Origin of the sequence: Marvinbryantia formatexigens DSM 14469 (assembly GCF_025148285.1) — a bacterium.
Lineage (GTDB): Bacteria > Bacillota > Clostridia > Lachnospirales > Lachnospiraceae > Marvinbryantia > Marvinbryantia formatexigens.
On sequence record NZ_CP102268.1, the window covers coordinates 201,414 to 214,996 of the forward strand.

Here is a 13,583-nt window from a genome sequence, read left to right on the forward strand (position 1 = left end):
CCCTAACCTGCCGCACTTTGCGGCATCCGCAGGGCTCTTCGTCCTCCGGAAGCTGCGCTTACAGCTTTCCCGTATCCGCCGCCTCCACAGAAACAGTGCCGGTCATCCCGCCGTCCGCCGCGGGAGATTTTCCGCTGCAGGAAATAATATAAACCGGATTCTGCCCCATCATCATATGATAGCTTCCGACCTCTTTTGCGCGCGCAGCGGATACGGTAACAATATCGGTATCCGTCACCGGCAGCGCCCGCAGGCACTCCAGCGCCTCCGCCACGGTCTCCAGCGCAATGCAGTTGATCACGATGCGCACGGACGGATTTTTCTTTAGAACCGCCTCCAGGATTTCCCGGAGATTTCCGGAGGACCCGCCGATAAATACGTGCGTCGGCGCGGGCAGCGTCTCCAGCGCCTCCGGCGCCAGCCCGGCAATCACGGTAAGATTATCCGCGGCAAATTTCTGCTGGTTTTCCAGAATCAGCGCTGCCGCCTCCGGCTTCTTTTCGATAGCGTACACCTGTCCGTCCGCCACCTGCAGCGCCGCCTCTATGGAAACAGAGCCGGTGCCCGCTCCCACATCATAGACAACAGAATCCGCGCACAGACGCAGCTTCGACAGCGAAACGATGCGCACCTCGCATTTTGTCATCGGCACAGCGCCGCGCAGAAATGCCTCATCCTCTATGCCGTGCGTGACAACCGGATGCGCATTTTCATTTTCTATCAGCACCACACAGAGATCCCGGAAGTTTTCCTTTGCAAGCTCCCCGGCTGTTCCCGTGCGGATTTTCTCCCCAAGATAGGACAGATCCTCACCGACCGTCACGCGCACATCCGCCATTTTATAATGTACCAGCTTTTCCAGCAGGCGGCACAGACTCTCGCCCTTTCCCACCAGAGAGAACACCTTTTTATGGGATTTTACCGCCGCAATGATATTCGTATCCCGTCCGTGCAGGCTTACCAGCTTTGCGTCCTCCCAGGGAATCCGCAGCTTCGCGCACAGACTGACAACCGAAGAGATTCCCGGATATACCGACAGCTCCTCACCGGCAAAGACCTCATACAGCTTTTTGGCGCCGCTGTAAAAGCCGACATCGCCCGACTGCAGCAATGCAATCTTTTCATATTCCGGATGGGCATCCACATACGCGCGGATTTCCTGCGGCTGATAAGATACAAACTGCGCCTTTAAAAGGCCGTCGAAGCCCTCCAGCATCCGCTTTGCGCCCACGAGAAGCTCTGCTTCCTCACACGCCTTCTGCGCCTCGACCGTCATCCCGTCTCTGGCACCCATGCCGGTCCCCACAATGAAAATATGACGTCTGGGCGTCACCTGCAGCTTTTCCAGCAACAGGGAGCGCACCTGCAGCGGCGTCATACCTTCCTCCTCCGGCGGACGACCGATAAGCACCACCCGCGCGCCCGCCCTCTGCGCCGCACGGATTTTTTCCTCAAAACCGCCGGTCTTTCCAGACTCCTTCGTCACCATCCACTTCGCGTCAAACTGCCGCAGCATCGCCGCGTTCAAATCCTCCGAGAACGGTCCCTGCATACAGATAAGATGCTTTCCGGCAATCCCAAGCTGCGCGCACACTTCAACAGACTCCGGCGCAGAAAGCACCCGCGCATATACGCGCTCCGAAAAATCCGGCAGCTCCGTATATTTTGCCAGCTCCCTGCTCCCGGTCGTCACAAGGATATTTCCATCGGTTCCCTTCAAAAACTCCACGGCTTCCTGCACAGAATCCACAACGACCATATCGCTGCCCGCCGCCGGACTGCTCTCTCTTCTCAGCCGGATGTAAACAGCGCCGCTTACCCTGCACGCCGCCCGGATATTTGCCGAGACCTCCGCCGCATACGGATGTGTGGCGTCCACCACAAGAACGTCATCCCCATTCTGCTCTGCCAGCTCCTCCATCAGCGCGCACATCGCCTCCGCCGACAGTCTTCCCGCATGGACAGTGCGGTACGCATCCTCGCCGAGAAGCTGCCCACCGTATTCCGTCGCCACGCAGACCTCCGTCTTTATTTTCTGGCGGCTTAAATACTCCGCCAGCTCACGCCCTTCTGTCGTGCCTGCAAAAATAAGTATCTTATACATTCCGGTACCCTCTTGGCGTCACCATTTTCCCGCCGATTTCCTTTGTCTGGGAGTTGCCGATAAATACAGTCGTAAACATGTCAGTCTGCGTATCCCGCAGCTCCAGAAGCGTCAGCACACGGCAGCTTTCGCCGTCCCGCCCGATATTGCTGACAATTCCGCAGACCGTCTCCGGCGCTTTGTGGCGCAGCATCAGATCACACGCCCGCTTTAAATAATCCGCGCGCTTTTTGCTGGACGGATTGTACAGACAGATAACAAAATCCGCCTCCGCCGCCAGAAGAAGCCGCTTTTCAATTTTCTCCCACGGCGTCAGCAGATCGCTCAGACTGATTACCGCAAAATCATGAATCAGAGGCGCTCCCAGCACAGCCGCTCCGCCGGTCGCCGCCGTAACACCCGGTATGACCTCCACCTCGATCTCCGGATAAGCGGCGCCGATCTCCAGCATCAGCCCGGACATTCCGTACACGCCAGCGTCCCCGCTGCATATCATCGCCACATTTTTCCCCTTCTTCGCCTCCTCAAAAGCAAGGCGGCAGCGCTCCGCCTCCTTTGTCATCGGTGTCGTCAGAAATTCCTTATCCGCAAAATGTTCTTTTACAAGCTCCACATATACTGTATAGCCAACAATGGTATCGCACGCACGCAGCGCATCCGCAGCGCGCATGGTCATCTGCTCATACTGTCCCGGACCGATGCCGACCACATATATTTTACTCAAAATCCACACTCCAATCCCGGACGGCGGCGGCAACTGTCACACCGTCACCCGCTGTTTTTTTCAATAATAATCTGCCGTTTCCCGACGCCAGATATGCGCTGCGCTCACAGACATTATCCACGCCCGTAACGGATCTCACAAAGGCGGAATCCGAAAAATCACCCTCCGCCTGCTGCAGCTCCTCTGCCTCATAGGTGATAAAGGGAAGCTGATGCGCGGCGGCAAATTCCAGCAGTCCCGGCTCCTGCGCCTTCAGGGAAATGCTGGCGACCCGCTCGATACCATGCATGGATATCCCGCACGCCCGCAGCGCCTCACGCACCTTTTTCTCAATCGTTTCCGCCGGCGTTCCCTTTTTGCAGCCGATGCCAAGGCTGACGATTCGCGGAACCAGCGTCAGGGTCTGCTTATACGGCTTTTTCTCCTCCTGCAGGCTTATGCAGATGCCACAGGCGCCCGCAAAGACCTTCTGCTCCTCCCAGACCTCCAGCTCCTCCGGAATACTGCCGATTACCGGAAAGTCGCTGTAAAAGCCGATTTTCTTTTCATCCAGCACCTCCGCGGAAATCTGCTTCGCGCGCTCCATGCTGGTGATATAAAGCTGATTTTTTCTGGCAAATACATCCACGGCAAAGCGTCCGTTCACGTCCGTCGCCGTCGTGATGACCGGTATCGCGCCCGTCAGATTGGCAAGCGTCCCGGCAAGGTCGTTGGCACCGCCGATATGACCGGAGAGCAGGGAGATAACAAAAACGCCCTTTTCATCCATCACGACCACCGCCGGATCCTTCGTCTTATGCTCCAGATACGGCGCGATACTGCGCACGGCAATGCCTGTCGCCCCGATAAACAGTATCGCATCCACGGAAGCAAACATCCGTCCGGTCCACTCCTTTACAGGAACGTCCAGCGCAGACAGCCCGTATTTTTCTGCATACCGGGACATGGTGCAGCTCTGGCAGTCGTAGCCCTGCCTGGAAAGCAGCTCTGTGACGGCGGCGTTCAGACGGCTTCCGCGCTCCGTGAAGCTGATAACCGCCAGCTTCATTTCTTTGCCTCCCGGAATTCTGTCGTAAACGCCGGATTGTAAAGCTCAGAGCGGTTGTAATGGCTGTGGCTGACCACATCCCCGATAATCATCAGCGCAGTCTTGGTAATATTATTTTCCCTTGCTGTCTCTGCCAGCGTTCCCACGGTGCAGACAAAGGTTTTTTCGTCCTCCCAGGTCGCCTTATAGACGATAGCCGCCGGTGTATCTGCCGTATAGCCGCCGGCAATCAGACGCTCTGAAAGCTTTTCCAGCATACCGGTACTTAAAAATACCACCATTGTCGCCTGATGCGACGCGAGCGACGCGATTTCCTCCTTCTCCGGCACCGGCGTCCTGCCCGCCATGCGCGTGATAATCACGCTCTGCGATACATCCGGCAGGGTATATTCCAGATTGAGCGCCGCTGCCGCTCCGCAGAACGAGCTGACGCCAGGGCAGTCCGTGTAGGGAATCCCCTTCTCATCAAGCGCGTCCATCTGTTCGCGGATAGCCCCGTAAAGGCTGGGGTCCCCGGTGTGCAGCCGGACCGTCATCAGCCCCTTTTCCTCTGCCGCATATATCACCTCCAGCACTTCCTCCAGCGTCATCCGGGCGCTGTTGTAAATGCTGCAGCCCTCCTTCGCGTAAGAAAGAAGCTGCGGGTTCACCAGCGAGCCTGCATAGATAATTACATCTGCCTCAGAGAGCAGCTTCTGTCCGCGCACCGTAATCAGATCCGGCGCGCCCGGTCCTGCGCCTACAAAATTTACCATTTCAATCCCTCTCCTTTACTATAATCAGTGAATAATATCCCGCCGTTTCCGGTATTTCCTCTGCGCCATAGTACAGCTTTTCGCCCGGCATCCCGCAGTTTTCTATCATCAGCGTCTCTGCATTGTCCATCTGCTGCAGCTGCTGCTTTACGTCCCGCATTTTTCTGCCCGCCTTCATAAGCACCTTCGTGCCCGGCAGCTTCAGTGCATCCGCGATCTGATAAGAAGCGGGAATAACATGCAGCGGCTCCGATTTTTCCACCAGCCCGGTGTTCATCTTTGCCGCAGCCGCGCAGAAAGACGGAATGCCGCTGATAATCGCAGCGGGGTAGCCCATCGCCAGAATCCTTTTGTGCACATAAAGATAAGTGGAATATATGCAGGGGTCTCCCAGCGTAAGAAACGCCACGTTTTTCCCTGCCGCAAGCGCCGCCGCCACCTGCTCCGCCGCCGCCTCATGGCTCTTTTGCAGCTCCTCCTTATCCTTTGTCATCGGCATATGGATTTCCAGACATTCCTTTCCGGCAATTTCCGGCACCGCCTGTATGGTAATCTGCCATGCAACCGTCTCTTCCTTCTTCATTCCCGGAACCGCAATGCAGTCCGCCTCCTGTATGATGCGCACCGCCTTCAGTGTCAGCAGCTCCGCGTCTCCCGGTCCGATTCCCACTCCGTATAATGTTCCCTGCATAAATCCTCCTGCCTTTTCTCTCTTTTGTTTTATCTATTCCTTCACGCGGAATTTCTCCAATAGCTCTCCCGCGCCCTCCGTCTCTCCCAGATAGCCGTGCTGGTTGGAAAAAATCACCGCCTCCGTCTGCAGCGCTCCCCCGCAGCGGTGCTGCATGTAATAACGGATACGCGGCAGAATTTCCTTCATCGTCTTTTCCGTAAGATTTTTTTCCTCCAGGATATCCAGTGCCTCCTCGGTAGTGATGGTATCCAGTATCCGCATGGCGGTTCCGGCATCCGCCCCGGCGCGCAGCGCCTGCGCCGCCATCAGCTCCGCACGGCAGTCCGCCGCCCGCGAATGGGTATTCATAATCCCGCCGGATACCTTGATAAATTTCCCGATGTGCGCCACAAACAGGATGCCGCGAACGCCCAGCTCCACCGCCATATCCAGTGTCTCGCCCACATAATTGCTGCATTTCATGCTGTCTGCGGTATCGATCTGCATACCCTCCCGCAGAAAATCCTCACCGTAATTGCCCGGCGTAATCAGCAGATAATCCCTGCCCGCCGCCCGCTTCATTTCCATTTCCAGCCGGATGCTGGCAACCAGCGCCTCCTCGCTCATCGGCACCACAATGCCGCTGGTTCCCAGAATAGAAATTCCGCCGGTAATCCCCAGACGCGGATTGAAGGTGCGCAGAGCAATTTCCTCCCCGCCAGGAGCAGAGATTTCCACAGCCAGCCTGCAGGGCTGCTCCAGCTCCTCGCAGACCTCCTCCAGCGCGCGGGTAATCATTTCCCGCGGCACACGGTTTATCGCCGCTTCCCCGACCGGCTGCCACAGTCCCTTTTTCGTGACGGTACCGACGCCGCGCCCGCCGGTAATCTGCACGCCGTCCGTTTCCGTTTTTTTCACCCTGGCAAAAATCAGCAGCCCGTGTGTGACATCCGGGTCGTCCCCGCCGTCCTTGCGCACCGCGCAGGATACCTCCTCCGGTCTGCGGCAGATTTCCTCCACCGCAAGATGCAGGCGGGTACCCTCCGGCACCACCAGCTCCACCTCCGGAATATCCTTTTTCAGAAACAGCATCAGCGCGGCTGCCTTTGCCGCCGCGGCGGCGCAGGTTCCGGTCGTATAGCCGCAGCGCAGCCGTTTATTGTTCTTCAGTACATAACGGTCCTCCAGACCTGTTCTGTGCTCCATAAACATCCCTCACATATACCAACAAAACCGCTGCCAAAAAAGGCAACGGTATCTCTCTTCTCTATGCTTTGCCGGTACTTCCGAATCCGCCGCGGTCCTCCCCGTCCAGCTTTTCCACCTGCTCAAAGCAGACGGTGGGCTGATGCTTCATAATGCGGAACTGGCAGATGCGGTCGTTTACGTGAATCTGCGTGTCGCGCACCGCATACACCGGCATAAACCACTGGTCGTTATCGCCGCAGTAGGTCTCGTCGATCACGCCAAAATGGTTTGTCTGGATAATGCCGAAATTTTTAAAAGTGGAGCTGCGCGGCACCACATGCGCCTCGTAGCCCGCCGGAAGACGCATGGCAACGCCAAGCGGAATCAGCTTAAATTCTCCCGCTTTCAGCGTAACCTCCTGGGCCGCGCGCAGGTCAATCCAGTCCGATTTCCCGTCAATATAAGCAAGCGGCTCAATCTTATCGGTAAAATATTTAATCTGTATTTTTTCCATCCGGATGCTCCTTTTCCCTTATTGCACGCAACCGTTTTCGCAGATCCATTTAAGATCCGCTTTGCAGACAGGACGACCTACTCGCAGTGCAGAACCACTCTTCCCGCCGCCAGCGACTGCGGTACATCAATCACACGCTGGTTGGAGCTGCCCTTCCAGTGAAGCTGCGTGTCCATTTTATCCACCTCAAACTCTCCGTCCACCAGCACATCCACGTAGCGCATGATGGGACTGCGGCATACCTCCTCCCAGAGCCCTCCGGTATACAGCCAGATGGTCTTATCCGGAAATTTTTCTTTAATCTCCCTCGCCAGCGCCTCCACATCCAGCTGGTTTGTGGGATACATCGGGTCGCCGCCGCTGAAGGTAATGCCGGAAATATAGGACTGCTCCAGTTGCTCAAACAGCTCCTGCTTCGCCGCCTCGTCAAACAAAAGTCCTCCGTCCGGGTCCCAGGTAACGGGATTCTGGCACTGCGGACAGCAATGCGCACAGCCTGCCACCCAGAGCACGACGCGCAGCCCGTCCCCGTTCAGCATGTCGTCCTTCGTAATATTATGATATCTCATGAAATCCTCCCAGAACGCGTCCTTAAAACAATATTTTGTATTTTCATCATTTTTCAGCACACGATTTAGTGCCCGATACTGATTCTATCATTTCCGTCAGAACACGTCAAGAGAAGAATATACTTTTATTTCGAAAACAGAATCCGGTCGTTGTCCAGAGCCTTTCCCGCCCCGGCATTGAATTTTTCCAGCAGCCCGTCCACAGTCAGTCCCCGGCGCTCCTCACCGCTGATATCCAGCACGATTCTGCCTCCGTCCATCATCAGCGTGCGGTTGCCCATCTGCAGCGCGGAATGCATATTGTGTGTAATCATCAGACAGGCGAGGTTGTTTTCTTCCACAATGTTTCTCGTCAGCTCCAGAACCTTCTCCGCCGTTGCCGGGTCCAGAGCCGCCGTGTGCTCATCCAGCAGCAGTATCTTCGGCGGCACAAGCGTCGCCGCCATCAGAAGCGTGAGCGCCTGCCGCTGTCCGCCGGAAAGCAGTCCCACCGGCTGCTTCATGCGGTCCTCCAGTCCCATGCCAAGTAAGGAGAGCTTCTCCCGGAAATAGCTGCGCTGTTCCCTGCTGATGCGTGAAAACGCGGAACCTCTTCCGCCCTGCGAGGCGCGCAGATAAGCGAGCGCCAGATTCTCCTCTATCGTCATATGCGGCGCCGTACCGCGCATCGGGTCCTGGAACAGCCGTCCGATTTCCGTCGCGCGTTTATAGTCCGGAACATAGGTGATATCCCGTCCGTCCAGCTCGACGCTTCCCTCGTCCACGTAAAAGCTGCCGGCGATGCAGTTAAAAAGTGTTGACTTTCCGGCTCCGTTGCTGCCGATAATCGTAGCGAACTCGCCGTTCTCCACTGTCAGGCTGACGCCGTCCAGCGCAACCCTTTCGTTGACTGTGCCCGCATTAAATGTCTTTTTTACCTTTGTCAGTTTTAACATCCGCTGCCGCCTCCCTTTCTGGCGGACATTGCCGCCATTTTCCGCTTCTGGAAAGCAATCTGATTTTTCAGATACGGGGAAGCGATGGCAACTGCCACGATCACCGCCGAGACAAGCTTCAGGCACTCCGCCGGAATATGCAGGCGCAGTGCAATCGCTATCGCGAAACGGTACAGACAGCTTCCGAGAATAACGCCGACGATCCGCTTAAACATATTTCCCTTTCCAATCAGTGTCTCTCCGATAATCAGACTGGCAAGCGCGATTGTGACCATACCGGTGCCGAGATTGATATCGCAGGATTTCTGGTACTGTCCAATCAGACAGCCGGAAAGCGCCGTCAGCGCGCTGGAAATGCAGAGCCCGACCGTGATGGTAAAGCCCGGATTGATACTGGAGGCTTTCACCATATCCGCATTGTCTCCGGTAGCGCGGATGGAAAGTCCCAGCCGCGTTCCCAGAAACCATGTCAGAATCAGGCAGACAAGTACAACAACTATCACCGCCGTTATCAGCTTATACCAGGTAGTGCCAAACACACCCTTCAGCAGACTGAAGATGGTCTCGCTTTTGAAAATCGACAGATTCGACGAAAATCCCATCACGGCAAGGTTTACCGTGTAAAGCCCCGTATTTACAATGATTCCGGCAAGAATCGGCTCCACGCCGAGCTTCGTCTGCAGCGACGCCATGATGTAGCCGGAGCAGACGCCCGCCAGCATGGCGGCAAACAGCGCAAGAATGGGATGCCCCATGATTGCGACCTGCGCGCCGACCGCGCAGCCCAGTGTAAAACAGCCGTCCGTCGAGAGGTCGGCAATATTCAGAATGGAGTAGCTCACAAAGAGCGCCAGCGCCACCAGCGCATAAATGAAGCCAAGCTCCAGCGCACTGATGACTACCGGAAGTGATAACAGTGATTCCATAATTGTTCTTCTCCTGTCTACTACAATATATTTCTACTACAATATATTTCTGCTTAATCTTCAAATTCTTCTGCAGTAACAGTTTCCACGACAGCCGTGCATTTTTCTGCAAAGCCGCTGTAATCAATGCCAAGCGCTTCCGCTGTCTCTGTGTTTACGGTCGCGATACCATTGTCAAAGGTGAGCACCGGTGTTTCCGCCGGGTCCGCGCCCTTTAAGATTTCGATAACCATATCCGCCGTTGCCGTGCCGAGATTCTCATAATCTACGCCGTATCCGCAGAAAGCACCGTTTAACGCAAAGGAATCCGCCCCTGCATAGTGCGGGATGCCTGCATCGATAAATTTCTCGTAGATGGCAAGCTCCGCCGTCATAACCGTGTTATCGGTCGGCGTAAATACCGCGTCAACGCCAGCGGCAACCAGCGCGTCCGCCGCCTGCGAAACCTCGGTGTTGTTTGTGCCGGTCTTTTCCACTGCTTCGATGCCCTTTTCCTCCAGATATGCCTTTGCATCCGCAATCGGCTGTTTGGAGGAATCCTCAGACTGGCTGTATAAAAGTCCCACGGATTTGATATCCGGATTTGCCACAAGCATCAGATCCAGGATTGCCGTCGTGTTCAGGGAATCGCTGGTGCCCGTGATGTTTGCGCCCGGAGCCTCCATAGATTCTGCAAGTCCCGCTCCCACCGGGTCGGATACTGCGGAAAATACTACCGGAATCTGGTTATCCTCCGTTGCCGTCTGGACAATCTGCGCCGCCGGGGTTGCAATCGGAACGATCACATCCACCCCATCCGCGATCAGCTGCGTCGCAATCTGGTTCAGCGTCGTCGAATCCGCCTGCCCGTTGTATACGTAACCCTCGTAAACGTAATTATCCTCCCCTTCTGCGGAAGCTTCATCCAGACGCGTCTCAATCGCCTTTTCTATCTGGTTCAGAGAAGCGTCATCCACAAACTGGATAATACCCACTTTGTAATCCTGCGCCATCGCACTTCCCGCCATCATAATTGCCGCCGTCAGAGCCGCTGCTGTTCCTGCCAGTACTTTTCTTTTCATAATCTTACTCTCCTTTATATTTAAATTTTTTTGTTGCCATAGTAAATTGTTCCGCCGTGCCACCTTCATTCCACTCCATGTCGGTCGCGGATCCCGGCCCTTCTGTACCTCCCAGGCCGTGCTCACCTCCATTCCGCTTCGCTCCATGTCGGTCGCGGGCCCCGGCCCTTCTGTACCTCCCAGGCCGTGCTCACCTCCATTCCGCTTCCGCTCCATGTCGGTCGCGGGCCCCGGCCCCTCTGTACCTCCCAGGCCGTGCTCACCTCCATTCCGCTTCGCTCCATGTCGGTCGCGGGCTTGCGCCCTATAAATCCTCCCGCTCCTGCGTCTGCGTGCATGCAAGCATGCGCAGACTCTGAGCGGAAGGATTTGCACGGCTTAATACTTTCGCGCAGACTCTTGGCGGAAGGATTTGCACGGCTTAATGCTTACGCGAAAAAACCGCCCCAAACAATCCTCTTGTCTGAGACGGTAATAAACTGAATTATTATCGCGGTACCACTCAACTTAACGTTAACGTCCACTCTCGCATGTACTTTCATACACTCCTGATTGATAACGGGTCCGGTTCCCGACAGCGCCTACTCTCTGTTTTCCGGTTTCAGGCTGCCCTCAAAAGTCCATTCGGCAAGCTATTCCATACCGCAATCCCACCATCTGCGGCTCTCTGTGATTTCCTTAAAATGCCTACTATTCTTTCTCAACGGTTTCTTCTGATATGAATAGATTTTAGCACGCTAAAGTATATTTGTCAACCGCTGTTTTTATTTGTTTCAAATTTCCTCGAAGCTTTTTCTCCGCGGCATACACCGGGCTACTGGTTCCTCCGTTCGCAGCACCTACATACTCAGCTTATGGACTTCCCGCCGGTAAAGGTAGATTTCATCTGACAGAAAGTCCTCCTGCGCCACTTCGCTGCGGTTGATTTCCCGCACCATTTCCTGCAGCTCCTCCTTTGACATCGTAAATTCCGACGGCACAATGATGCATTCGTGAATGCTGCTCGGAAGCACCCAGAAATCTCCCTCCAGCTTCGCGGCGATATCCTGCAGCACGGAATCAAACAGCAGACTTGCCGCCCCGAAGTAATTGCTTTTATTCGTCAGCACATACATCGGCAGCGACGTCTCCGCCCCGTCCTCTGTCTTCACTTCCCGGATTCCCTGAAATTTTTCAAGCACACTGCGCATACTTAAAAATTCCTCCGGCTGGATATGCAGCGTATTCTCCCGCGCGCACGCAAACAGCTCCTCCTCCGTAATCCCCCAGTTTCTGCAGTGGCTGCCGTGCACGAGAATGGTGCCGGTTCCAAGTCTGTCATCCTCAAAGTAATAATATACCACGACGGCAAGGTCGAGAAATACCCGGTAAGGCACCAGCTTCAGCAGCTCCCGGTTTTTTTCACGGTTTATCAGGCGGCACGCCAGGCGCGGCTTTACCTTTGCAAAATCCGCATAAAATGTCGTATCAAACGGCTCCGTTACCCGGCTTTTCCGGTAGAGAGCCGCCATCTGGTCAACGATTTCCGGGACAGATGTCCCTTCCTGGTACTTCCGGTAAAAATCATTCAGATAAATGGTCGGTGCAATAGCACTTCCTTCCTCACTGACGGAAAGTGCGTCCAGAACAACAGAATTATTTTTCAAAATCTGATGGAGCTGTACCTGCACCCCCTCCCCCAATTTTTCTTTCATCTGCGTCTGCGCCATGCAGACAAAATCTTCATACTTCAAATAATCATCCTTTCTATGCTTTATTTATAAAACCCGGAGAGTTGTGTGCGAATGCACCAGAACATTCAGAAGTTTTATGTCACTGATTATATCATATCAGTCACACAAACGCAAGTGTTATTTAAAAAAACAGAGGATATTTTCTGCCGGTGCCTGTTGCGGCATTTCCGGCAGAAAATATCCTCTGCTGTCATACTGTTCTTTTTTCTTTATAATACCAGCGGATTGCGACGCGCGGTCCTTCAGGACTTTGCACTCCCGCAATTTTGGCATCCCCTTTATTCTTCGTTCATCGCAGTCAGCTTTGCCGCCTGGTCCGCTGCAATCAGACTGTCCAGAAGCTCATCAATATCCCCGTCCATAATGGAATCCAGCTTATAAAGCGTCAGCTTGATCCGGTGGTCTGTCACACGCCCCTGCGGGAAATTATAGGTGCGGATTTTTTCGGAGCGGTCCCCGGTTCCAATCTGGCTGCGGCGGAGCTGAGCCTCCGCATCATGCGCCTTCTGCTGCTCAATATCGTACAGCTTTGCACGCAGCAGCGCAAACGCCTTCGCCTTATTCTGAAGCTGCGATTTTTCCGTCTGGCTGTAAACCACAATACCGGTCGGATAATGCGTCAGACGCACCGCGGAATCCGTTGTATTAACGCACTGGCCGCCGTTTCCGGAAGCGCGCATCACATCGATACGGATATCCTTTTCATCAATCACAACGTCCACTTCCTCCGCCTCCGGCATTACTGCAACCGTGACGGTCGAGGTGTGTATTCTGCCGCCGGATTCCGTCTCCGGCACACGCTGCACGCGGTGCACGCCGCTCTCGTATTTCAGGCGGGAGTAAGCGCCCTGCCCTGTAATCATGAAGTTTACTTCCTTCATGCCGCCGATACCGATCTCATCCGCATTCAGCAGCTCCACCCGCCAGCGGCGTTTCTCTGCATACTTCACATAGAGACGGTACATTTCCGCGGCAAACAGCGCCGCCTCGTCTCCGCCCGCCCCGGCGCGGATTTCCATAATAACGTTCTTGTCGTCGTTCGGATCCTTCGGAAGCAGCAGAATCTTCAGCTCTGTCTCCAGCTCCGCGATTCTGTCTTTGGCGGTATTCAGCTCCTCCTTGAGCATTTCGCGCATTTCCTCGTCCGATTCGCCATCCAGCATGGCGAGACTGTCCTCGACAGTCTTCTTGCATTCCTTATATTCCTTATATGCATCCACAATCGGCTGCAGATTTCCCTGCTCCTTCATCAGCTTTTGAAAATGAGCCGGGTCAGATGCCACTCCGGGCTCATTTAATTCGTTTAGTAATTCCTCAAAACGGATTAATAAATCCTCCAGCTTATCAAACATG

The 13,583-nt window shown here is 54.9% G+C and carries 13 protein-coding genes and 1 other annotated feature; all 13 genes read right to left on the reverse strand.

Features of this window, described 5'->3' with window-relative positions; genetic code table 11:
- Positions 1-58: 58 nt before the first annotated feature.
- The gene (gene cobK, locus NQ534_RS01010; protein WP_006860171.1) at positions 59-2,104 is read right to left on the reverse strand and encodes a precorrin-6A reductase; all 2,046 of its coding nucleotides are present in this window, start codon (positions 2,102-2,104) and stop codon (positions 59-61) included.
- On the reverse strand, positions 2,097-2,828 hold the full coding sequence (gene cobJ, locus NQ534_RS01015) for a precorrin-3B C(17)-methyltransferase (protein ID WP_040781492.1): 732 nt from the start codon (positions 2,826-2,828) through the stop codon (positions 2,097-2,099). Before cobJ ends, cobK begins: the two co-directional genes overlap by 8 nt.
- Entirely contained in the window at positions 2,821-3,876 is a 1,056-nt protein-coding gene (locus NQ534_RS01020; RefSeq protein ID WP_006860169.1) for a cobalt-precorrin 5A hydrolase, read from the reverse strand. Before NQ534_RS01020 ends, cobJ begins: the two co-directional genes overlap by 8 nt.
- Positions 3,873-4,631, reverse strand: a complete 759-nt coding sequence (gene cobM, locus NQ534_RS01025; protein WP_006860168.1) for a precorrin-4 C(11)-methyltransferase — start codon at positions 4,629-4,631, stop codon at positions 3,873-3,875. The genes NQ534_RS01020 and cobM overlap by 4 nt, the downstream gene beginning before the upstream one ends.
- Before the next feature lies 1 nt (position 4,632).
- The gene (cobI, locus tag NQ534_RS01030) at positions 4,633-5,322 is read right to left on the reverse strand and encodes a precorrin-2 C(20)-methyltransferase (RefSeq protein WP_006860167.1); all 690 of its coding nucleotides are present in this window, start codon (positions 5,320-5,322) and stop codon (positions 4,633-4,635) included.
- Positions 5,323-5,355: 33 nt separating this feature from the next.
- Positions 5,356-6,510, reverse strand: coding sequence for a cobalt-precorrin-5B (C(1))-methyltransferase CbiD (cbiD, locus tag NQ534_RS01035; protein ID WP_040781490.1), 1,155 nt, complete (start codon positions 6,508-6,510; stop codon positions 5,356-5,358).
- Positions 6,511-6,571: 61 nt separating this feature from the next.
- Positions 6,572-7,006, reverse strand: coding sequence for a dUTP diphosphatase (locus NQ534_RS01040; RefSeq protein WP_006860165.1), 435 nt, complete (start codon positions 7,004-7,006; stop codon positions 6,572-6,574).
- A 77-nt stretch (positions 7,007-7,083) separates the two neighbouring features.
- Entirely contained in the window at positions 7,084-7,575 is a 492-nt protein-coding gene (gene nrdG / locus NQ534_RS01045) for an anaerobic ribonucleoside-triphosphate reductase activating protein (RefSeq protein ID WP_040781647.1), read from the reverse strand.
- Between the two features lie 125 nt (positions 7,576-7,700).
- A complete protein-coding gene (locus tag NQ534_RS01050; protein ID WP_006860163.1) occupies positions 7,701-8,510 on the reverse strand; it encodes an ABC transporter ATP-binding protein in 810 nt (269 codons plus the stop codon).
- The gene (locus NQ534_RS01055) at positions 8,504-9,436 is read right to left on the reverse strand and encodes an ABC transporter permease (protein ID WP_006860162.1); all 933 of its coding nucleotides are present in this window, start codon (positions 9,434-9,436) and stop codon (positions 8,504-8,506) included. The genes NQ534_RS01050 and NQ534_RS01055 overlap by 7 nt, the downstream gene beginning before the upstream one ends.
- A gap of 53 nt (positions 9,437-9,489) precedes the next feature.
- Positions 9,490-10,497, reverse strand: coding sequence for an ABC transporter substrate-binding protein (locus NQ534_RS01060; protein ID WP_040781644.1), 1,008 nt, complete (start codon positions 10,495-10,497; stop codon positions 9,490-9,492).
- 461 nt (positions 10,498-10,958) lie between these two features.
- Positions 10,959-11,210, reverse strand: a binding site (T-box leader).
- Between the two features lie 126 nt (positions 11,211-11,336).
- Positions 11,337-12,230 (reverse strand): DUF5688 family protein, encoded by an 894-nt coding sequence (locus NQ534_RS01065; RefSeq protein ID WP_040781488.1) that lies wholly within the window; start codon positions 12,228-12,230, stop codon positions 11,337-11,339.
- 278 nt (positions 12,231-12,508) lie between these two features.
- Positions 12,509-13,582: a peptide chain release factor 1 gene (gene prfA / locus NQ534_RS01070; RefSeq protein ID WP_006860157.1), complete on the reverse strand. Its 1,074-nt coding sequence runs from the start codon at positions 13,580-13,582 to the stop codon at positions 12,509-12,511.
- Position 13,583 lies beyond the last annotated feature (1 nt).

Coding starts and splice junctions, on each gene's coding strand:
- prfA (WP_006860157.1), bottom strand. CDS start 13,582: ATGTTTGATAAGCTGGAGGATTTATTAATCCGTTTTGAGGAATTACTA.
- cbiD (WP_040781490.1), bottom strand. CDS start 6,510: ATGGAGCACAGAACAGGTCTGGAGGACCGTTATGTACTGAAGAACAAT.
- cobK (WP_006860171.1), bottom strand. CDS start 2,104: ATGTATAAGATACTTATTTTTGCAGGCACGACAGAAGGGCGTGAGCTG.
- NQ534_RS01050 (WP_006860163.1), bottom strand. CDS start 8,510: ATGTTAAAACTGACAAAGGTAAAAAAGACATTTAATGCGGGCACAGTC.
- NQ534_RS01055 (WP_006860162.1), bottom strand. CDS start 9,436: ATGGAATCACTGTTATCACTTCCGGTAGTCATCAGTGCGCTGGAGCTT.
- cobM (WP_006860168.1), bottom strand. CDS start 4,631: ATGGTAAATTTTGTAGGCGCAGGACCGGGCGCGCCGGATCTGATTACG.
- cobI (WP_006860167.1), bottom strand. CDS start 5,322: ATGCAGGGAACATTATACGGAGTGGGAATCGGACCGGGAGACGCGGAG.
- NQ534_RS01060 (WP_040781644.1), bottom strand. CDS start 10,497: ATGAAAAGAAAAGTACTGGCAGGAACAGCAGCGGCTCTGACGGCGGCA.
- nrdG (WP_040781647.1), bottom strand. CDS start 7,575: ATGAGATATCATAATATTACGAAGGACGACATGCTGAACGGGGACGGG.
- NQ534_RS01040 (WP_006860165.1), bottom strand. CDS start 7,006: ATGGAAAAAATACAGATTAAATATTTTACCGATAAGATTGAGCCGCTT.
- NQ534_RS01020 (WP_006860169.1), bottom strand. CDS start 3,876: ATGAAGCTGGCGGTTATCAGCTTCACGGAGCGCGGAAGCCGTCTGAAC.